Origin of the sequence: Mycobacterium bulgaricum, assembly GCF_041287165.2 — a bacterium.
GTDB lineage: Bacteria > Actinomycetota > Actinomycetes > Mycobacteriales > Mycobacteriaceae > Mycobacterium > Mycobacterium bulgaricum.
In genome coordinates, this window is the sequence record NZ_JBGGKV020000006.1 from 293,446 (window position 1) to 313,590 (window position 20,145).

General features: G+C 67.3%; 22 protein-coding genes and 1 pseudogene. 18 read left to right on the top strand and 5 right to left on the bottom strand.

The annotated features are described in order from the left end of the window. Window positions 1–2: 2 nt before the first annotated feature. Complete coding sequence (locus ACAG24_RS18425) at window positions 3–452, top strand: hypothetical protein (RefSeq protein WP_370474120.1); 450 nt, start codon at window positions 3–5, stop codon at window positions 450–452. A 27-nt stretch (window positions 453–479) separates the two neighbouring features. Here the strand turns inward: ACAG24_RS18425 and ACAG24_RS18430 are convergent, their stop codons facing one another. Together ACAG24_RS18430 and ACAG24_RS18435 are read right to left on the bottom strand one after the other, a co-directional pair. After that, window positions 480–1,118 (bottom strand): LysE family transporter, encoded by a 639-nt coding sequence (locus ACAG24_RS18430; RefSeq protein WP_370474121.1) that lies wholly within the window; start codon window positions 1,116–1,118, stop codon window positions 480–482. A gap of 23 nt (window positions 1,119–1,141) precedes the next feature. Next, window positions 1,142–1,564 carry a nitroreductase family deazaflavin-dependent oxidoreductase gene (locus tag ACAG24_RS18435; protein WP_370474122.1) on the bottom strand — a complete coding sequence of 141 codons (423 nt, stop codon included), beginning with the start codon at window positions 1,562–1,564 and terminating at the stop codon, window positions 1,142–1,144. 36 nt (window positions 1,565–1,600) lie between these two features. Between ACAG24_RS18435 and hisD the strand changes: the two genes are divergently transcribed. The 8 genes from hisD to hisI are packed head-to-tail and all read left to right on the top strand — an operon-like array spanning window position 1,601 to window position 7,986. Next, window positions 1,601–2,947 carry a histidinol dehydrogenase gene (gene hisD, locus ACAG24_RS18440; protein WP_370474123.1) on the top strand — a complete coding sequence of 449 codons (1,347 nt, stop codon included), beginning with the start codon at window positions 1,601–1,603 and terminating at the stop codon, window positions 2,945–2,947. A 2-nt stretch (window positions 2,948–2,949) separates the two neighbouring features. Beyond that, window positions 2,950–4,059, top strand: coding sequence for a histidinol-phosphate transaminase (locus ACAG24_RS18445; RefSeq protein WP_370474190.1), 1,110 nt, complete (start codon window positions 2,950–2,952; stop codon window positions 4,057–4,059). Further along, window positions 4,056–4,664, top strand: coding sequence for an imidazoleglycerol-phosphate dehydratase HisB (hisB, locus tag ACAG24_RS18450; protein WP_370474124.1), 609 nt, complete (start codon window positions 4,056–4,058; stop codon window positions 4,662–4,664). Before ACAG24_RS18445 ends, hisB begins: the two co-directional genes overlap by 4 nt. Before the next feature lie 2 nt (window positions 4,665–4,666). Beyond that, on the top strand, window positions 4,667–5,290 hold the full coding sequence (gene hisH, locus ACAG24_RS18455) for an imidazole glycerol phosphate synthase subunit HisH (protein ID WP_370474125.1): 624 nt from the start codon (window positions 4,667–4,669) through the stop codon (window positions 5,288–5,290). 5 nt (window positions 5,291–5,295) lie between these two features. Then, on the top strand, window positions 5,296–6,036 hold the full coding sequence (priA, locus tag ACAG24_RS18460; protein ID WP_370474126.1) for a bifunctional 1-(5-phosphoribosyl)-5-((5-phosphoribosylamino)methylideneamino)imidazole-4-carboxamide isomerase/phosphoribosylanthranilate isomerase PriA: 741 nt from the start codon (window positions 5,296–5,298) through the stop codon (window positions 6,034–6,036). Then, window positions 6,033–6,851, top strand: coding sequence for an inositol monophosphatase family protein (locus ACAG24_RS18465; protein WP_370474127.1), 819 nt, complete (start codon window positions 6,033–6,035; stop codon window positions 6,849–6,851). The genes priA and ACAG24_RS18465 overlap by 4 nt, the downstream gene beginning before the upstream one ends. Then, window positions 6,848–7,633 (top strand): imidazole glycerol phosphate synthase subunit HisF, encoded by a 786-nt coding sequence (gene hisF, locus ACAG24_RS18470; protein WP_370474128.1) that lies wholly within the window; start codon window positions 6,848–6,850, stop codon window positions 7,631–7,633. Before ACAG24_RS18465 ends, hisF begins: the two co-directional genes overlap by 4 nt. 2 nt (window positions 7,634–7,635) lie before the next feature. Continuing rightward, on the top strand, window positions 7,636–7,986 hold the full coding sequence (gene hisI, locus ACAG24_RS18475; RefSeq protein ID WP_370474191.1) for a phosphoribosyl-AMP cyclohydrolase: 351 nt from the start codon (window positions 7,636–7,638) through the stop codon (window positions 7,984–7,986). Here hisI and ACAG24_RS18480 read toward each other — a convergent pair. Further along, window positions 7,979–8,773 carry an ABC transporter ATP-binding protein gene (locus ACAG24_RS18480; RefSeq protein ID WP_370474129.1) on the bottom strand — a complete coding sequence of 265 codons (795 nt, stop codon included), beginning with the start codon at window positions 8,771–8,773 and terminating at the stop codon, window positions 7,979–7,981. The two genes, hisI and ACAG24_RS18480, sit on opposite strands and share 8 nt — an antisense overlap. Continuing rightward, entirely contained in the window at window positions 8,770–9,252 is a 483-nt protein-coding gene (locus ACAG24_RS18485) for a peroxiredoxin (protein WP_445206216.1), read from the bottom strand. Before ACAG24_RS18485 ends, ACAG24_RS18480 begins: the two co-directional genes overlap by 4 nt. Before the next feature lie 23 nt (window positions 9,253–9,275). On the opposite strand from ACAG24_RS18485, the gene ACAG24_RS18490 reads away from it, so the two are divergent. The 6 genes from ACAG24_RS18490 (at window position 9,276) to lgt (ending at window position 16,922) form a co-directional block, all read left to right on the top strand. Further along, window positions 9,276–10,802 (top strand): anthranilate synthase component I, encoded by a 1,527-nt coding sequence (locus ACAG24_RS18490; protein WP_370474131.1) that lies wholly within the window; start codon window positions 9,276–9,278, stop codon window positions 10,800–10,802. Then, window positions 10,799–11,392, top strand: coding sequence for a TIGR02234 family membrane protein (locus tag ACAG24_RS18495; RefSeq protein WP_370474132.1), 594 nt, complete (start codon window positions 10,799–10,801; stop codon window positions 11,390–11,392). The genes ACAG24_RS18490 and ACAG24_RS18495 overlap by 4 nt, the downstream gene beginning before the upstream one ends. A 72-nt stretch (window positions 11,393–11,464) precedes the next feature. Next, window positions 11,465–12,283, top strand: coding sequence for an indole-3-glycerol phosphate synthase TrpC (gene trpC / locus ACAG24_RS18500; RefSeq protein WP_370474133.1), 819 nt, complete (start codon window positions 11,465–11,467; stop codon window positions 12,281–12,283). Continuing rightward, a complete protein-coding gene (trpB, locus tag ACAG24_RS18505; RefSeq protein ID WP_370474134.1) occupies window positions 12,284–13,558 on the top strand; it encodes a tryptophan synthase subunit beta in 1,275 nt (424 codons plus the stop codon). After that, entirely contained in the window at window positions 13,555–14,343 is a 789-nt protein-coding gene (gene trpA, locus ACAG24_RS18510; RefSeq protein WP_370474135.1) for a tryptophan synthase subunit alpha, read from the top strand. Before trpB ends, trpA begins: the two co-directional genes overlap by 4 nt. Further along, window positions 14,340–16,922 carry a prolipoprotein diacylglyceryl transferase gene (gene lgt / locus ACAG24_RS18515; RefSeq protein ID WP_370474136.1) on the top strand — a complete coding sequence of 861 codons (2,583 nt, stop codon included), beginning with the start codon at window positions 14,340–14,342 and terminating at the stop codon, window positions 16,920–16,922. Before trpA ends, lgt begins: the two co-directional genes overlap by 4 nt. Before the next feature lie 26 nt (window positions 16,923–16,948). Here the strand turns inward: lgt and ACAG24_RS18520 are convergent, their stop codons facing one another. Next, window positions 16,949–17,728, bottom strand: coding sequence for an alpha/beta fold hydrolase (locus ACAG24_RS18520; protein WP_370474137.1), 780 nt, complete (start codon window positions 17,726–17,728; stop codon window positions 16,949–16,951). Between the two features lie 95 nt (window positions 17,729–17,823). Between ACAG24_RS18520 and ACAG24_RS18525 the strand changes: the two are divergent. The 3 genes and pseudogenes from ACAG24_RS18525 to ACAG24_RS18535 all read left to right on the top strand — a co-directional run bounded on the left by ACAG24_RS18525 (window position 17,824) and on the right by ACAG24_RS18535 (window position 20,144). Next, window positions 17,824–19,247 (top strand): annotated as a pseudogene (locus ACAG24_RS18525) (HNH endonuclease signature motif containing protein). Window positions 19,248–19,276: 29 nt separating this feature from the next. Further along, the gene (locus tag ACAG24_RS18530) at window positions 19,277–19,723 is read left to right on the top strand and encodes an NINE protein (protein WP_370474138.1); all 447 of its coding nucleotides are present in this window, start codon (window positions 19,277–19,279) and stop codon (window positions 19,721–19,723) included. Then, window positions 19,713–20,144, top strand: a complete 432-nt coding sequence (locus tag ACAG24_RS18535) for a DUF2752 domain-containing protein (RefSeq protein ID WP_370474139.1) — start codon at window positions 19,713–19,715, stop codon at window positions 20,142–20,144. Before ACAG24_RS18530 ends, ACAG24_RS18535 begins: the two co-directional genes overlap by 11 nt. The last annotated feature ends 1 nt before the right edge of the window (window position 20,145 follow it).

A 20,145-nucleotide genomic window follows, 5' to 3' on the forward strand; every position in this document is an offset into this window, starting at 1 on the left:
CCATGAAGCAGCTGGCCCTGGCGGTCGCGGTGCTCGCTCTCGGGGTCGCAGCGTTCGCACTGCTACGCACCTTCGACAGCGGGCCGGAGTACACCGACGCTCAGCGCGCCGACGCAAAGAGCGCCATCTGCGCGGCGTTCGAGACGGTGCGGACCGGTGTCGCGACGAACACCAACGCCGAGCCGCCGGGGGGTTCCGACGACATCGCCGGTGCGCTGGCGGTTTCGGCCAACGCCCGCGTCGCGCTGCTCGACGGCGGCCAGTACCTGCTGGCCCGGCTGGACCCGGCCACTCCCTCGGATCTGGCGGGCGAGATCCGGCGGTTCGCCAACCAGCTGATGGACATCGGTGCGGCGGCCACCGCCGGGGTGCCCAACAGTGATCCCGTCCAGGCGGGTCGCCTGCAGGACGCCGAAGCCGCCAGCACGGCGATCAGCGGGCGCTGCGGGTAGGTCAGGCGCCGACGGTGGAACGGTCGATCACGCCGCTGCCGGCCCGCGTCGCACCAGCGCCAGCACCACGGCGGCGGTGGCGAACAGCCCCGAGATGGCGCGGTTGAGCGCCGTCTGCTGACGGGGAGTGCGCAGCCACGTGAGCAGGCGCACCGACAGCGCGGTGTAGAGGCCCATGACGACCAGGTCGACCGCGGTCATCGTGACCCCGATGGTGAGATATTGCGGCAGTAGCGGCGCGGTCGGGACGACGAACTGCGGCATCACCGCGAGGAAGAACAGCAGACCTTTGGGGTTGGTCGCGTTGACCAGGAAACCCCGCGCCAGCAGCGACAGTCGGCCACCGTCGAACGCGCGATCCATCTGTTCGTTCAGGTCCATCGTCGCGGACCGCCACTGCCGCACCGCCAGGTAGGCCAGATACGCCACCCCGAGCCACTTGATGACCGTGAACGCCAGCATGGAGCTCGCCACCGCTGCGCCCAGGCCGATCGCGACCAGCGTCAGTTGCAGCATCAGCCCCACTTCGAGGCCGAAGATGCTCCAGTAGCCGCGTTTCACGCCGTGCGTGAGACCCGTCGCCATCGACTGGACGGCGCCCGGTCCCGGCGTCAGCGCGATGACGATCGCCGCGCCGAAGAACGCGAGCCACATCTGCCAGGTCATGGCTGTGAGTGTCGCAGGTCAGGTCAAGCGATATCCGCGACGAAAACTCCAGACCTCTTGAGAAGCATCTGCGCGACCTTCGGCAGTGACGGATCCTCGGTGCCCGCGGGCACCACGCGGGGCCTCACCAGGTGCAGTGTGGTGCTGCCCATCTGCAGCTCTGCCTCGCCTGCGGCCAGCACGTTCTTGGCCCAGTTGGTCTTGCCGTGCGCCAGTCCGATGGCCACCACAGAGCCCTTGCGGTACGGAGTGACGATCGTCTCGTAGTCCTTGCTTGAGGTGCGGCCCCGATGCTTGATCACCGCGAGCCCGGGCATCCGTTTCGACAGTGGTCGCAACAGCGGATTGATGTACTTGATCTGCAGCTTCTCAAACCACACCGGGAAGATCATCGGCACGCCCGGGGCGTTGTTGGGGTGGTTGCTTCGGTTGGTCCGATCGGACATGACGCCTCCGATACTGATTTGTGCAGCTCTGGGACAATGGTCAGCGTGAATGTATCGCCAGGGCTACTGCGGCGCATCGACCTGCGTGGGGCAGCGTTGTCGGCGGCCGGCTTGCGCACGGCCCTGCCGCGCGGCGGTGTCGACGTCGACGCGGTCGTTCCGAAGGTCCGGCCCATCGTCGACGCGGTCGCGGTGCGCGGCGCCGAGGCGGCGCTCGAGTACGGCGCGACCTTCGACGGCATCAGGCCCGAACAGGTCCGTGTGCCTTCCGAGAAGCTGGCAGATGCTCTCCGTCAGCTCGATGCCGACGTCCGCACCGCGCTCGAGGTCGCGATCGAACGCGCCCGCGCGGTGCACGCCGACCAACGCCGCACCGACACCACGACCACACTCGCGCCGGGGGCGACCGTCACCGAGCGCTGGGTACCTGTTGAGCGAGTCGGTCTCTACGTGCCCGGTGGCAATGCCGTCTATCCGTCGAGCGTCGTCATGAACGTCGTCCCGGCCCAGACGGCCGGAGTGGATTCACTGGTGATCGCGAGCCCCCCACAGGCCGACTTTGACGGCCTTCCCCATCCGACGATCCTCGCCGCGGCCGCACTTCTCGGCGTCGACGAGGTGTGGGCGGTCGGCGGCGCGCAAGCGGTCGCGCTGCTGGCGTTCGGCGGCACGGATGCCGACGGCAGCACCGAGCTCGCTCCGGTGGACGTGATCACCGGGCCGGGCAACATCTACGTCACCGCCGCCAAACGAATCTGCCGCTCCCAGGTCGGCATCGACGCCGAAGCCGGCCCCACCGAGATTGCGATCCTCGCCGACCACACCGCGGATCCGGTGCACGTCGTCGCCGACCTGATCAGCCAGGCCGAGCACGACGAGATGGCCGCCAGTGTCCTCGTCACCGACAGCACTGAACTGGCCGACGCGACCGACCGTGAGCTGGCCCTCCAGCTGGAGACCACCGTGCACCGGGAACGGGTGACGGCTGCGCTGGGCGGGCAGCAGTCGGCGATCGTGCTGGTCGACGACATCGAGGCCGGGGTGCGGACGGTGAACGCCTACGCCGCCGAGCACCTCGAGATCCAGACCGTCGACGCCTCCGCCGTGGCGGGCCGCATCCGTTCTGCGGGAGCCGTTTTCGTCGGCCCGTGGTCGCCGGTCAGCCTCGGTGACTACTGCGCGGGATCCAATCATGTGCTGCCCACCGCCGGATGCGCACGCCACTCCAGCGGTCTTTCTGTGCAGACCTTCCTGCGCGGCATCCACGTCGTCGACTACACCGAAGCGGCGCTCAAAGACGTGTCAGGGCATGTCATCACATTGGCGAACGCAGAGAACCTGCCGAGCCACGGAGAAGCGGTGCGGCGGAGGTTCGAAAGGTGACGGTGGCTGTTCCCGGTGGCGGCATCACCCTCGGCGACTTGCCGCTGCGCGAGGACCTGCGCGGCAAATCGCCCTACGGTGCACCGCAGCTGGTGGTTCCGGTGCGCCTGAACACCAACGAGAATCCGCACCCGCCGACCCAGGCTCTCGTCGACGATGTGGCCGCATCGGTCCGGGCGGCGGCGGGCGAGTTGCACCGCTATCCCGATCGCGACGCCGTGGCGCTGCGCACCGACCTCGCTGCGTATCTGTCGGCGCAGACCGGGAATCCCGTCGGTGTCGAGAACGTTTGGGCGGCCAACGGTTCCAACGAGATTCTGCAGCAGCTCCTGCAGGCATTCGGCGGTCCGGGGCGCAGCGCGCTCGGCTTCGTGCCCTCGTACTCGATGCACCCGATCATCTCCGACGGGACGCAGACGCGCTGGCTGGTGGCCAGCCGCGCCGACGACTTCGGTCTCGATGCGGCGGTGGCCGCGACGGCGATCAAGGAACACAATCCCGACATCGTCTTCGTCACGAGCCCCAACAATCCGTCGGGACAGAGCGTTTCGCTCGACGATCTGCGGCAGCTCCTCGATGCCATGCACGGTGGCATCATGATCGTCGACGAGGCCTACGGCGAGTTCTCGTCACAGCCGAGCGCGATCGCGTTGCTCGACACCTATCCGACCAAGCTCGTCGTCAGCCGGACCATGAGCAAGGCCTTCGCGTTCGCCGGCGGCCGCCTGGGCTATCTGATCGCCGCACCCGCCGTCATCGACGCGATGCTGCTGGTGCGCCTGCCGTACCACCTGTCGTCGGTGACGCAGGCGGCTGCGCGCGCCGCGCTACGCCATGCCGACGACACCCTCGGCAGCGTCGCAACGCTGATCGCGGAACGGGAGCGGGTGTCGGCAGCGTTGACGGACATGGGTTTTCGCGTCATTCCCAGTGACGCGAACTTCGTGTTGTTCGGTGAGTTCGCCGATGCACCCGCGACCTGGCAGCGCTATCTGGACGAGGGTGTCCTCATCCGCGACGTCGGAATTCCCGGCTACCTGCGCACCACCATCGGCCTTGCCGACGAGAACGACGCGCTGCTGTCAGCCAGCGCGCGGATAGGAGCAACATGAGCCGTTTCGCGCGAGTGGAGCGCAAGACGAAGGAATCCGACATCGTCGTCGAGCTCGATCTCGACGGCACCGGAGTGGTCAGCGTCGAGACCGGCGTCCCGTTCTTCGACCACATGCTCACGTCGCTGGGCACCCACGCCAGCTTCGATCTCACCGTGAAAGCGGTAGGCGACATCGAGATCGAGGGCCACCACACGATCGAGGACACCGCGATCGTGCTCGGCCAGGCGCTTGCGCAGGCGCTGGGTGACAAGAAGGGCATCCGCCGGTTCGGCGATGCGTACATCCCGATGGACGAGTGCCTCGCGCACGCCGCGGTCGACGTTTCCGGCCGTCCCTATTTCGTGCACACGGGGGAACCGGAGTACATGGTCGAGTTCACGATCGCCGGATCGTCGGCGCCGTACCACACCGTGGTCAACCGGCACGTCTTCGAATCGCTGGCCTACAACGCGCGCATCGCGCTGCACGTGCGCACCCTGTACGGACGCGACCCGCACCACATCACCGAAGCCGAGTACAAGGCCGTCGCCCGCGCGCTGCGTCAAGCCGTCGAGTACGACTCGCGTGTGACCGGCGTGCCGTCCACCAAAGGCACTCTGTGACGGTGACTTCGCGAAGAATCGTCGTCCTGGACTACGGCTCGGGCAACCTCCGATCGGCCCAGCGCGCCTTGGAGCGGGTCGGGGCCCAGGTCGAGGTCACCGCGGATCCGGACGCCGCGGCCAACGCCGACGGACTCGTCGTGCCCGGCGTGGGTGCGTTCGAGGCGTGCATGACGGGCCTGCGCGAGATCGGCGGTGAGCAGATCATCGCCGACCGACTCACCGCCGGCCGCCCCGTCCTCGGCGTGTGCGTCGGCATGCAGATCCTGTTCTCGCGCGGTGTCGAGTTCGGCGTGGAGTCCACCGGGTGTGGACAGTGGCCCGGCGCGGTCGTCCGCCTCGACGCGCCCGTGATCCCGCACATGGGCTGGAACGTCGTCGACGCCCCGTCGGACAGTGTGCTGTTCAGGGGAATGGACGCCGACACCCGCTTCTACTTCGTGCACTCCTACGCCGCCCAGCAGTGGGAGGGTGACCCCGGCGCTCGCCTGACCTGGGCCACGCACCACGTGCCTTTCCTGGCCGCCGTCGAGAACGGTCCGCTGGCGGCGACTCAGTTCCACCCGGAGAAGAGCGGGGACGCCGGCGCCGAATTACTGTCGAACTGGGTCGGCGCGCTAAGTTGACCAGCGTGAATCCACGACTCATTCTTCTGCCCGCCGTCGACGTCGTCGAAGGCCGCGCCGTGCGTCTGGTGCAGGGGCAGGCCGGAAGCGAGACGGAGTACGGATCTGCCCTCGACGCCGCGATGACGTGGCAGCGCGACGGCGCCGAATGGATCCACCTCGTCGATCTCGACGCCGCGTTCGGTCGCGGATCCAACCGCGAACTGCTCGCCGAGGTCGTCGGCAAGCTCGATGTCGCCGTCGAGCTGTCCGGGGGGATCCGTGACGACGACTCGCTGGCCGCCGCGCTGGCGACCGGATGCGCCCGCGTCAACATCGGCACAGCGGCGCTGGAGAATCCCGAGTGGTGCGCCGAGATCGTCGCCGAACACGGCGACAAGGTCGCCGTCGGGCTCGATGCCAAGATCGAGGACGGGCAGTACAGGCTGCGTGGGCGCGGTTGGGAAACCGACGGCGGTGACCTCTGGACCGTCTTGGAACGCCTTGACCGCGAGGGATGTTCGCGGTTCGTCGTCACCGACGTGACCAAGGACGGCACCCTCAACGGCCCGAACCTGGAGCTGCTGAGCCAGGTGTGTGAGCGCACCGATGCGCCGGTCATCGCGTCTGGTGGCGTGTCCAGCCTCGACGACCTGCGGGCCATCGCCACCTTGACCGGGCAGGGTGTCGAAGGGGCGATCGTCGGGAAGGCCCTCTACGCGGGACGGTTCACGCTGCCACAGGCGCTCGACGCGGTCCGCACGTGACGCTGGACCGCGCGCAGCTGGCCGACTTGCTTTCCGTCGCGGCCGGGGTGCTCGACGCCGCATCCGGACAGTTCGTCGCCGGGCATCGCGCCGACTCCGCAGTCGCGAAGAAAGGCAACGACTTCGCGACCGAGGTCGACCTGGCCATCGAGCGACGCGTCGTTGCCGAGCTGACCAAGTTGACCGGAATCGGCGTGCACGGAGAAGAGTTCGGCGGCGAGTCCATCGACTCCGAGATGGTGTGGGTCCTCGACCCGATCGACGGCACCTTCAACTACGCCGCGGGCCTGCCGACCGCCGCGATCCTCCTGGGCCTGCTTGCCGACGGCGAACCGGTGCTGGGGTTGACCTGGCTGCCGTTCATGTCGCAGAGCTTCACGTCGATCATCGACGGGCCGGTGCAGTGCAACGGCTCCGATCTCGAGCGTCTCGACACCGCGTCTCTCGGCGAATCCATCGTCGGCGTCGGCACGTTCAACATCGAGTCCCGCGGACGCTATCCCGGCCGCTACCGGGCCAAGGTGCTCGAAGGCCTGAGCCGGGAATGCTCGCGTGTGCGGATGCACGGCGCCACGGGTATCGACCTCGCCTATGTCGCCGCGGGAATCCTCGGCGGCGCAATCAGTTTCGGTCATCACATCTGGGACCACGCCGCGGGGGTGGCGCTGGTGCGGGCCGCGGGCGGCATCGTCACGGATCTGTCGGGTGAGCCGTGGACGTCGTCGTCGCCGTCGGCGCTTGCCGCCGCACCCGGTGTGCACGAAGAGATCCTGCAGATCGTTCGCGCGGCCGGTGACCCGAAGGACTACCTGTGAGCACCGGGGGCGATGTCGCCACCCGCGTGATCCCATGCCTCGATGTCGATGACGGCCGGGTGGTCAAAGGCGTCAACTTCGCGAACCTGCGAGACGCGGGCGATCCCGTCGAGCTCGCCGCTGCGTACGACGCCGAAGGGGCCGACGAGCTGACCTTCCTGGATGTCACCGCGTCCTCGTCGGGCCGCACGACGATGCTGGAGGTGGTGCGGCGCACCGCCGAGCAGGTGTTCATCCCGTTGACGGTGGGCGGCGGGGTGCGGTCGATCGCCGACGTCGACGTCCTGCTGCGTGCCGGCGCCGACAAGGTGTCGGTGAACACGGCCGCGATCGCGCGCCCGGAACTGCTGTCGGAGCTGTCCCGTCAGTTCGGGTCGCAGTGCATCGTGTTGTCGGTGGACGCACGCACCGTGCCTGACGATGCGCAGCCGACGCCGTCGGGCTGGGAGGTCACCACCCACGGTGGGCGGCGCGGCACCGGCATCGACGCGGTCGAGTGGGCTGCTCGCGGCGCGGAGCTCGGCGTGGGGGAGATCTTGCTGAATTCGATGGACGCCGACGGCACCAAGGCCGGTTTCGACCTCCGGATGTTGCGTGCGGTGCGCGGTGCGGTGACGGTCCCGGTCATCGCCAGCGGAGGCGCGGGCGCCGTGGAACATTTCGCGCCGGCAGTTGTTGCAGGTGCCGACGCCGTGCTGGCGGCCAGCGTGTTCCACTTCGGGGATCTGACCATCGGCCAGGTGAAGGCGGCGATGGCAGCTGAAGGGATCGTGGTGAGGTGACGGTGGCTCTGGACCCGGCGATCGCGTCGCGGCTGAAGCGTGACGCCAACGGCCTGGTCAGTGCGGTGGTGCAGGAACGTGCGACGGGTCAGGTGCTGATGGTCGCGTGGATGGACGACGACGCGCTGGCCCGCACGCTGGAAACCCGTGAGGCGACGTACTTTTCGCGGTCGCGCGGCGAACAGTGGGTGAAGGGCTTGACGTCCGGTCACACCCAGCGCGTGCACTCGGTGCGGTTGGACTGCGACGGCGACACCGTGCTGCTGGAAGTCGACCAGGTCGGCGGCGCCTGCCACACCGGGGATCACACGTGCTTCGACGCCGACCTTTTGCTGGGGCCCGACGTCAGATGATGCGCGAGGCTTTCGCGCGCGCCGTCCACCGGCCCTCGTCGTAGCCCACCACCACGGGGTGGGCGAACGCCTCCGACACCGTGTCGGTCGTGATCGTTTCCCGGGCAGGGCCGCTCGCGACGGTGCGGCCCTCGGCGATCAACAGCGCATGCGTGGTCGTGGTCGGCAGTTCTTCGAGATGGTGTGTCACGAGGATCGACGCCACCTCGGGATGGGTCTGGTCGAGTGAGTCTATGGTCTCCAGGAGTTGTTCGCGCGCAGCCACATCCAGTCCGGTCGAGGGTTCGTCGAGAAGCAGCAGTCGCGGTTCGGCGATCAGCGCCCGGGCGATCAGCGTGCGTCCGCGCTCACCCTGGGACAGGGTGGGCCACACGTCGTCTGCCTTGTGGGACAAGCCCACCGCGGCAATCATCGCGGCGGCCCGCTCGTCCTCCTCGTCGGAGGCCGTCCATCGCATCGGCGTGTCGATGGTCGCGGTGATGCCCGTCATCACGACATCGCGGACCGTCAGCGAATACTGCAGCTGGTGACGGGGATTGACGTGGCCGATGGAGTGCCTCAGCGCCGACAGATCCACCCGCCCCATCTGCCGGCCCAGAATGCGCACCGTCCCCGACGTCGGGAACGTGTTCGCCGCGCAGAAACCCAGCAGGGTGCTCTTGCCCGCACCGTTGGGGCCGAGCAGCGCCCAGTGCTCGCCTTCGTCGACCGTCAGCGAGATGCCGTCGATGATCTGCTTGCCGTTGCGGCGGAAGGTGACCCCGTCGAGCTCGAGGACGGCCGTCACGCCGATTGGCGTTGGCGCAGCACCTCGAGGGCCTTGTCGGCGTGAGTGTCCATGCTGAACTCGCTGGCGATGACCTCGAGGACTGTGCGGTCGGTGTCGATGACGAAGGTCGTGCGCTTCACCGGCATGAACTTGCCGAGCAGCCCGCGCTTGACGCCGAACTGCGTGGCCACCACACCCTCGGTGTCCGACAGCAGGGGATAGTCGAACTTCTGCTTGTCCGCGAACTGCGCCTGCTTGTCGACGGTGTCGGCGCTGATCCCGACGCGGCTCGCGCCCACCGCCGCGAACTCGCCGGCGAGATCGCGGAAGTGGCATGCCTCTTTGGTGCATCCGGGCGTCATCGCGGCGGGGTAGAAGAACAGCACGACGGGGCCGTCGGCAAGGAGCTCGGAGAGCTTTCTCGTCGTCCCCGTCTGGTCAGGAAGTTCGAAGTCGACCACGCGATCACCCGTTTGTACTGGATTCACGATCTCCACCGTACTTCTGAGACCATTACCGGGTGCAGACGACCGCCAACCTCACGGTGACCACGTCGCGTGAGGACTTCCGGGCGCTGGCCGCCGAGCATCGCGTCGTCCCGGTCACGCGCAAAGTGCTCGCCGACAGCGAGACGCCGCTGTCGGCGTATCGCAAGCTCGCCGCCAACCGGCCCGGGACATTCCTCCTCGAGTCCGCGGAGAACGGGCGGTCGTGGTCGCGGTGGTCGTTCATCGGTGCGGGCACTCCGTCCGCGTTGACGGTCCGTGACGGCGAAGCGGTGTGGCTCGGCGTCATCCCCCAGGACGCCCCCGCAGGTGGCGACCCCCTGCAGGCATTGCGCGCGACGCTGACGCTGTTGGAGACGGCCGCGCTGCCCGGCCTGCCGCCGCTGTCGTCGGGACTCGTCGGATTCTTCGCCTACGACATGGTGCGCCGGCTCGAACGTCTTCCGGAATTGACCGTCGACGACCTCGGTCTGCCGGACATGATGCTGCTACTGGCTACTGACGTCGCGGCCGTCGACCACCACGAGGGCACCATCACGCTGATCGCGAACGCCGTCAACTGGAACGGCACCGACGAGCGCGTCGACTGGGCGTATGACGACGCGGTGGCGCGGCTGGACGTGATGACGGCAGCGCTGGCCGAACCGCTGGCCTCCACGGTGGCGGTCTTCGGCAGGCCCGCCCCGCAGCACCGGTCGCAGCGCACCGTCGAGCAGTACACCGAGATCGTCGATAAGCTCGTCGGCGATATCGAGGCGGGTGAGGCGTTCCAGGTGGTGCCGTCACAGCGCTTCGAGATGGATACCGACGCCGACCCCCTCGATGTCTACCGGATGCTTCGGGTCACCAACCCGAGTCCGTACATGTATCTTCTGAATGTTCCCAATCCGGATGGGGGACTGGACTTTTCGATCGTCGGATCCAGTCCCGAGGCGCTTGTCACCGTCAAGGACGGACGGGCGACGACGCATCCGATCGCGGGTACCCGGTGGCGCGGGGAGACCGAGGAGGAAGACCTTCTGCTGGAAAAGGAACTCCTCTCCGACGAGAAAGAACGCGCCGAGCACCTGATGCTCGTCGACCTCGGCCGCAACGACCTCGGCCGGGTGTGCCGGCCCGGCACCGTCAAGGTCGAGGACTACAGCCACATCGAGCGCTACAGCCATGTCATGCATCTGGTGTCGACGGTGACCGGGTTGTTGGCCGACGACAGGACCGCGCTTGACGCGGTCACCGCGTGCTTTCCGGCAGGAACGCTGTCGGGGGCGCCGAAAGTGCGGGCGATGGAGCTCATCGAAGAGGTGGAGATGACCCGCCGCGGCCTCTACGGCGGCGTGCTGGGCTATCTCGACTTCGCAGGCAACGCCGACTTCGCGATTGCGATCCGCACCGCGCTCATGCGCGACGGAACGGCCTACGTCCAGGCCGGCGGAGGTGTTGTCGCCGACTCGAACGGGCCCTACGAGTACACCGAATCCGCCAACAAGGCACGAGCCGTGCTCGCCGCGATCGCGGCTGCCGAGACCCTGAGCGAGCCGTGATCCGCGCCGCGCAACTGCTTCTGGTGCTCGCCGCGGCGGGCCTCTGGGGAGCGTCGCGGCTCACCTGGGTGCAGATCAGTTCCTTCGACGGGCTCGGACAACCCAAGACGGCCGACCTTTCGGGAGCGACGTGGTCGACGGCCCTCGTCCCGTTGGCGCTGCTCGTGCTGGCCGCCGCCGTCGCAGCGCTGGCCGTGCGCGGCTGGCCTCTGCGGGTGCTTGCAGTCCTGGTGGCCGGGGCCAGCGCCGGAATGGGTTACCTGGCGATCAGCTTGTGGGTTGTCGTCGACGTCGCGGTGCGCGCGGCCCGTCTCGCCGAGGTGCCGGTCGCAGACCTCATCGACACGCAGCGGCATTACGTCGGGGCCGTCGTGACGCTGGTCGCCGCCGCGCTCTCGTTGATCGGTGCGGTGCTGCTGATGCGCTCGGCAGCCCGCGGCCGGACCGAGGCCACTCGATACACCCGCCGACCAGCGGTCGAGGCCGACGCGCCTGCAGCGGCCATGTCGGAGCGGATGATCTGGGACGCCCTCGACGAGGGCTCCGATCCCACCCGGGACCCGGTCGATCCTGACAACAAGGGGCGGTGACAGAGCATGCCTTCGTGGCGACTACCCTTCATTAAGAATCGAATGGCCGTCAGGGAAAGGGAAACGACGCCTATGGGTTCGGCTAACGTGCTCGACTCCATCCTCGAGGGAGTCCGCGCTGACGTTGCCGCCCGCGAGGCCCTCGTCAGCCTTTCGGAGGTCAAGGAAAAGGCTCAGCGCGCACCCGCGCCACTGGATGTCATGGCCGCGTTGCGTGCGCCGGGCATTGCGGTCATCGCCGAGGTCAAGCGTGCCAGCCCGTCCCGCGGGGAACTGGCCTCGATCGCCGACCCTGCGGAACTCGCCCGCGCCTACGAGGACGGTGGCGCCCGGGTCATCAGCGTGCTGACCGAGCAGCGTCGGTTCAACGGCTCCCTGGACGATCTGGACGCCGTTCGTGCTGCCGTGTCGATTCCCGTGCTGCGCAAGGATTTCATCGTGCGGCCCTACCAGATCCACGAAGCACGCGCCCACGGTGCCGATCTGCTCCTGCTGATCGTTGCCGCGCTGGAGCAGCCCGCGCTCGAGTCACTTCTGGAACGCACCGAGTCGCTGGGTATGACGGCTCTGGTCGAGGTGCACACCGAGGAAGAGGCCGACAGGGCGCTGCAGGCCGGCGCCTCGTTGATCGGGGTGAACGCCAGGAATCTGAAGACCCTCGAGGTCGACAGGGACTGCTTCGCCCGGATTGCGCCCGGGCTGCCCAGCAAGGTCATCAAGATCGCCGAGTCGGGTGTGCGGGGGACGGCCGACCTGCTCGCCTACGCCGGCGCGGGCGCCGACGGTGTCCTCGTCGGCGAGGGCCTGGTCACCAGTGGTGATCCGCGTAGCGCCGTTGCTGATCTCGTCACCGCCGGCACGCATCCGTCGTGCCCGAAACCCGCCCGTTAAGTGACCGGCCTCGCAGGTCACGATCTGCCGCGTGCCAGCGCGGCGGTCGCCGAACCCACCTCCCACGACCCTGACGCCAGGGGCCATTTCGGCGCTTACGGCGGGCGGCTGGTCCCCGAAGCGCTGATGGCCGTCATCGAAGAAGTGACGGCGGCCTACGAGAAGGCCCGTGGCGACCAGACGTTCCTCGACGAACTGGACCGGCTGCAAAAGCACTACACCGGACGCCCCTCGCCTCTCTACGAAGCGGAGCGCCTCAGCGAGCACGCCGGCGGCGCGCGTATCTTTTTGAAGCGAGAAGACCTCAACCACACCGGTTCTCACAAGATCAACAATGTCCTGGGTCAGGCGCTGCTGGCGAAGCAGATGGGCAAGACCCGGGTGATCGCCGAGACCGGCGCGGGCCAGCACGGCGTCGCGACGGCGACGGCATGCGCGTTGCTCGGCTTGGAATGCGTCATCTACATGGGGGCCGTCGACACCGCACGCCAGGCATTGAACGTGGCCAGGATGCGGCTGCTGGGCGCGTCGGTGGTGGCGGTCGAATCCGGGTCGAAGACGTTGAAGGACGCGATCAACGAGACGTTCCGCGACTGGGTCACCAACGCCGACAACACCTACTACGCGTTCGGTACGGCCGCCGGCCCGCACCCGTTCCCCCTCATGGTGCGCGACTTCCAGCGCGTCATCGGAATGGAAGCGCGCCAGCAGATGCTCGAACAGGCAGGGCGGCTGCCTGATGCGGTGGTGGCCTGCGTGGGCGGCGGATCCAATGCGATCGGGATCTTTCACGCCTTCATCGACGACCCCGACGTGAGCCTGATCGGGTACGAGGCGGCGGGCGACGGCGTCGAAACTGGCCGCCATGCAGCAACATTCACGGGTGGGTCACCGGGCGCCTTCCAGGGCTCCTTCTCGTACCTACTGCAGGACGAGGACGGCCAGACCGTCGAATCTCATTCGATCTCAGCGGGATTGGACTACCCGGGTGTCGGTCCCGAGCATGCGTTGCTCAAGGACATCGGCCGCGCCCGGTATCTGCCGATCACCGACACCGAGGCGATGGACGCACTGTCGCTGCTGAGTCGCACCGAGGGCATCATCCCTGCCATCGAGTCTGCCCATGCGATTGCCGGCGCGATGAAGTTGGGCGCGGAACTAGGGTCGGGGTCGATGATCCTGGTGAATGTGTCCGGTCGGGGCGACAAGGATGTCGAGACGGCGGCCAAGTGGTTCGGGTTACTCGGTGAGTCCGATGAGGGCACGGCAACATGAGCAGGCTCGCCGGACTGTTCGAATCCTGCCGCGCCGAAGGTCGTTCCGCGTTGATCGGCTACCTGCCGACCGGGTTCCCCGATGTCGACTCTTCGATCGAGGCGATGGTCGCTTTGGTTGAGGCGGGCTGCGACATCATCGAGGTCGGCATTGCGTACTCGGACCCGGGCATGGACGGGCCGACCATCGCCGCTGCGACCGAGGTGGCGTTGCGTGGTGGCGTTCGAGTGCACGACGCATTCCGCGCGGTCGAGGCGATCAGCAACGCCGGCGGCCATGCGGTTGTGATGACGTACTGGAACCCTGTGCTGCGCAAAGGTATTGACGCATTCGCCCGTGATCTGGCGTCGGCAGGTGGGCTGGGTCTGATCACACCGGACCTGATCCCCGACGAGGCGGATGAATGGGTGTCGGTTTCCGAAGCCCACGATTTGGACAGAATCTTTCTCGTGGCTCCGTCGTCGACGCCAGAGCGGCTGGCTGCCACAGTGCAGGCATCCCGGGGATTCGTCTACGCGGCCTCGACCATGGGTGTCACGGGTGCGCGTGATGCGGTGTCGAACGCCGCCCCCGAGCTGGTCAGCCGGGTCAAAGAGGTCTCGGATATTCCGGTGGGCGTCGGGCTCGGCGTCCGCTCTCGCGAACAGGCGGCAGAGATCGGCGCCTATGCCGACGGCGTCATCGTCGGCTCGGCGCTCGTTTCGGCGTTGAAGGAGGGCATCCCCGCGGTGCGCTCGCTGGCAGAAGAACTCGCAGACGGCGTAAGGCAGAGGATTACTGCGTGACGACGACGGTACTGGCCTACATCCCGAGTCCCGCTCAGGGTGTCTGGCACCTGGGACCGTTCCCGTTCCGCGCTTACGCGCTGTTCATCATCGTCGGCATTGTTGCCGCGCTGGTGATCGGCGATCGGCGCTGGGTGGCACGGGGCGGCGAACCGGGAGTCATCTACGACGTGGCGCTGTGGGCGGTGCCGTTCGGGCTCATCGGCGGCCGGCTCTACCACGTCATGACGGACTGGCCGACCTACTTCGGCGAGAACGGGGCCGGCCTCGGCGCGGCATTCCGGATCTGGGACGGCGGGCTCGGAATCTGGGGCGCCGTGGCGCTGGGCGGCATCGGCGCATGGATCGCGTGCCGGCGGCGGGGGATACCGCTACCTGCGTTCGGTGATGCCATCGCGCCCGGAATCGTTCTCGCGCAAGCGATCGGGCGCCTCGGTAACTACTTCAACCAGGAACTTTTCGGCAGAGAGACCGACCTGCCCTGGGGCCTGGAAATCTACGAGCGGGTGAATGCCGCCGGCGTGCCGGACTCGCTGAACGGCGTGTCGACCGGTGAGCTGATCAAGGTCGTGCACCCCACATTCCTGTACGAGTTGCTGTGGAATCTGCTGGTTTTCGGGGTCTTGATCCTCGTCGACCGCCGGTTCAAGATCGGGCACGGCCGGCTCTTCGCGCTGTATGTTGCGGGATACTGCGTCGGTCGGTTCTGGATCGAGCTGATGCGCAGCGACACCGCGACGCTGCTGGCCGGCATTCGCATCAACACCTTCACGTCGACGTTCGTGTTCATCGGCGCCGTGGTCTACATCATGGTGGCGCCGAAGGGCAGGGAGGCGCCGGAGACGCTGCGGGGCAAGCAAGATGCCGAATCCGACGTCGAAGAGCTCGCGAAGGATGTCGCGATGGCCTCCGCGACGGGCGTTGTCGCCGCGGCCGCGGTAGCAGGTCGCGAAGAGGAGACGGAGCGAGAATCCGGCGGACTCGGCGCGGTCGAAGGCGATGAAGCCATCGACGCGGCTGAGGGTGCGTCGGCGGCGCACGACTCCGCGGTCGAAGGCGCCGCCGAAGCTGGTGCGCTGGCCGCGGAACTCGACGCAACCGGCGACGGTGCGGACGAGGAAGCTGTCGAATCCGACGGCGATGTTGTCGCACCGCCGGTTCCGGAGGAATTGGGTGGCCTCGGGGCCGTCGAGGGCGACGAAGCAGTTGAGGCTGCCGAAGGGGCTGCCGCCGCTGCCGAGGCGGTGTCTGGTGGCGAAGCTGCTGAGGCCGAGACCCAGGGCCTCGGTTCGGTCGAGGGCGACGAGGTGGCCGAAGCGGTTGCCGAGGCTCCGGAGGCTCATGAGTCCGCGGTCGAGGGTGAGGCTGTTGCGGAAGAGCTGGTCGATGATGCTGAGGCTGCTGCCGATGAGCCTGCTGACGAGGTCGCTGAGGTTGATGCCGAGGCGGTGACTGAGTCTGATTCTGAGGTTGCGGGTCTGGGTTCGGTCGAGGGCGACGAGGTGGCTTCGGCTGTCGAGGAGGAGGCTCATGAGTCCGCGGTCGAGGGTGAGGCCGTTGCGGAGGAGCTGGTCGGTGATGCCGAGGCTGCTGCCGACGAGCCTGACGTTGATGCCGAGGCGGTGACTGAGTCTGAGGCTGCGGGTCTGGGTTCGGTCGAAAGCGAGGAAGTGGCTTCGGCTGTCGAGGGGGCTCCGGAGGCTCATGAGTCCGCGGTCGAGGGTGAGGCTCTCGCGGAGGAGCTGGCTGGTGATGCTGAGGCTGCTGCCGACGAGCCTGACGTTGATGCCGAGGCGGTGACTGAGTCTGAGGCTGCGGGTCTGGGTTCGGTCGAGGGTGACGAGGTGGCTTCGGCTGTCGAGGGGGCTCCGGAGGCTCATGAGTCCGCGGTGGAGGGTGAGGCTGTTGCGGAGGAGCTGGTCGGTGATGCTGAGGCTGCTGCCGACGAGCCTGACGTTGATGCCGAGGCGGTGACTGAGTCTGAGGCTGCGGGTCTGGGTACGGTCGAAGGCGACGAGGTGGCCGAAGCGATTACCGACGCTTCGGAGGCCCATGAGTCCGCAGTCGAGGGTGAGGCTGTCGCGGAGGAGCTGGCTGCTGCTGATGAGCCTGCCGGCGAGGTCGCTGAGGTTGATGCCGAGGCGGTGACTGAGTCTGAGGCTGCGGGTCTGGGTTCGGTCGAGGGCGACGAGGTGGCCGAAGCGATTGCCGAGGCTCCGGAGGCCCACGAGTCCGCGGTGGAGGGCGAGGCTGCTGCCGAGGAGCTCGCCGCCGAAGCGGACCCCGAAGGTTCCGGAGTGGATGATGCCGCGCCAGAGGCCACCGAATCCGAGGACGCCGCAAGCGAAGTCGCCGAAGTCGATGCTGACGCGCTCACAGAGTCCGACGCTCATGGTTCGGAGTCGAACCAAGGCGGCCCGGATACGGAACCCGAAGTCGACGGCGAACCTGAGAATCCCGCAACGTCGGACACCGAGCGTTCGCACTACACCGTCATCACCGAGACCCCGGACAGCGCAGCGCAATCGGAGTCAGGCGGCATCGTCCGTCAGTGGCTTCGCAGGCGCCGGAATCGCTGACCTCTGACGCGAATCGCTTACTGAGCTCACCCCGGAGCCGTAACCGCCAGAATGGTTCGGGCCACCAGTTCCGGGTCGTCGATCATCGGAACGTGTCCTACTGCGGGCAATGTCGTGAAAGTGGCTTGCGGTATCCGCTCGCGGGCGATGGGATCGCACGCCGAAACCGGAACGATCGCATCATCGCTCGACCACGCGATGGTCACCGGGCACGGCAGGGGATTCAGAGATGCGAGGTGTTCTCCTGACCCGAGAATGTCGTCGACGTCCAATGTGCATCCCACGATGTCGTCGACGGCTTCGATAGCCCTTGCCCCGGTCATCCGGTCGGCGTGGCGAGCGGCGTCTCGGAATGAGAGGCGACGCACTGTCGCCGATTTCAACGCTATGGCCACCGCAGGTCGTGTGGGACGCGCGAGGCGTCCCATGGCCACGAACTTGTGGATCTTCTTCGTCACGTGAGCCTGGGCTCTGTCTCCCGGCGACCAGAAACCTGCAGGGGCCAGCGCGCACACGGTCGCTGCGCGGCCACGTCTGGCCAACTCGATGGCCATCCAACCGCCTAACGAGAGACCGACGACGTGTGGTCGTTCGAGGCCATTTGCATCGAGGTAGCGCTCCATGGCGTCGACAAGGTCTGCGACTTTGGTGGGAGATCGCCGGAGGGCGGGCCCGCCGCGGTGACCGGCGGTGGTCGGTGTGTACACCCGGTGGCGGTCGGAGAGTAGCGGAACTACATCCTGCCAACCGTCCCCCGACATCAGGATGCCGTGCATCAGTACGAGAGAAGACTTCTCGAATGCCACGGGGCCAAGTCTGTCATCGGTGCTTCGCGGAACGTGGACGTTCTCGACGGAATTGGTGCGCTGCCGCGTCGTACCCGGCCGGTAGACTCGCACATATGTTCGGCTCCGCGGATGCGATCGATGTCGTCAACGCGATGACGTTCGCCACTCGTTGCGAGGCTCGGGCGATCGCCGAGCGATTGGCCGCGGTGGCCCGTCTGTACGCGATACGCAAGCAGCAGTATGTCGAGGCCGGGTTCTGGCGAACCGATGTGTTCGATGCGGTCGGCGCTGAAGTCTCAGCGGCACAGAACATCAGCAGAGGGCGGGCCACCAACCAGGTGCGTATGGCCGTGTCGCTGAAGGAGCGACTCCCGCGGGTCGCGGAAGCGTTCTCTCGCGGCGACATTGATTTCCGCATGGCGAAGGCCGCTCTCACGGCCACCGACAATGTCGAGGACGAGTTCATCGCAGATTTGGACGAGGCGTTGGCGCCAAGACTCGCCAAATGGATGCGTTTGTCGGACAAGGTCCTCAAAGATCGACTCGACCAGTGGGTGGCCAAGTTCGATCCAGCGGGTGTGCGGGTGCCGCCGATCGCAAAGACAACCGCTACTTGGACATCGAACCCCACGTGCCGGGCATGGCGTTCGTCAACGGCGTGCTCAGCGCTGAGGATGCCGCGGCTTTGAAGCAACGCCTGGAGACGCTGGCGGCCACCGTGTGCGCCAACGATCCGCGCACTCACAACCAGCTGATGGCCGATGCGGGCGGTGCACTCGGACGCTGGGAGACGAGCCTGGTCTGCCAATGCGGCAGCGACGACTGCCCGTCAACTGCGCTCCGCGACTCGGCTTCACAGGTGGTCATCCACATCCTCGCAGAGCAGGCGACCGTCGACGGCAGGAGCAACGACCCTGGCTATCTGTCCGGCATGGGCATCCTGCCTGCCGAGGAAGTCCGAAAAGCCGCGCACACTGCGAAGATCAGACCAGTCCATCAGCCCGAGGCGGAACCGGAGAAGGGATACCGGCCATCGGCGCGGTTGTCCGACTACCTGCGGTGGCGGGATTTGACGTGCCGGTTCCCGGGCTGCGATGCCCCGGTGGAGCAGTGCGACATCGATCACACCACGCCGTGGCCGTTCGGGGTCACTCACGCGTCGGGAACCAAGCATTACTGCCGTACGCATCATCTGATCAAGACCTTCTACACCGGGGCGAACGGTTGGCGCGACGAGCAACATCCAGACGGCACAATCGTGTTGACGGCTCCGACCGGCCACGTCTACGTCACGGATTCCGCCGGCGGAATGCTATTTCCGGCGCTGTCGGTGCCGACCGCGCCGCTGCCAGAGGTGGACGAGCCCGAGGTGCCGTCCGGTAGATCCGCAAAGATGCCGCGGCGCAAGCGAACCCGTGAACAGGACCGGGCGGCCCGCATCCGTCGAGAACGCCGAGAACGCATCGAGATCAACAGGGAAAAGGAGCGCAGGCATCAGGCCTGGCTCGCGGAGATCCACGAACCGCCCCCCTTCTAAGCATCTGGCGGTTCTGGCATTCTGGTGCCATGACCGAGCCCCCATTCAGTGGCAACGAAGGCGGCCACCCGTACACGCCTCCACCGCCGCAACCCGGGTACGTCCCACCGGGGCCCCAGTACGCACCGCCGCCCGGCACGTATCCGTCTCCTGGCGCCTATGCGCCGCAGGGCGGGGGATATCCGGGCGCCTACATGGATCCGATGGCGCCGTACGGGCGGCACCCTGTCACCGGTGAGCCATACTCCGAGAAGTCGAAGGTAGTGAGCGGCCTCCTGCAGCTTCTCGGTCTGTTCGGGCTCGTCGGCATCGGACGCATCTACCTCGGTTACACGACGCTGGGCGTCATCCAGCTCGTGGTGGGACTTCTGACCTGCGGACTCGGGGCCATCATCTGGGGCATCATCGATGCCGTTCTCATCCTCACCGACAGGGTGCGCGATCCGGAAGGCCGTCCGCTGCGAGATGGCACCTAGCTCAACCGTCGGCAAGCGCGGGCGGCTGTTCGCCGGGCTCGGTACCGGCGCCGTGGTCGTCGGCGCGCTCGCCTATGTGGGCCTCGGCGATCCGCACAGCCCGGATTTCCTTTTCCCGCCGTGCCCGTTCCACGAATTCACCGGCTGGTTCTGCCCGGCGTGCGGGGGGATGCGGATGACGCATGACCTGCTGCACGGCGATCTGGGCGCTGCGTTCGTCGACAATGCGTTCGCGCTCATCGGGCTGCCGCTGCTCCTGGTGTGGGTGCTGGTGCGCCGTCGTCAGTCCAAACAGGTGTTCACGGTGCCGGTCTACGCGGTCATCGCTTCTGCCGTCGTGGCGTGGACGGTCGTGCGGAACCTTCCCGGATTTCCGCTGGTCCCGACCGTTCTCGACGGGGTGACCACGCACCTGCGCTGAT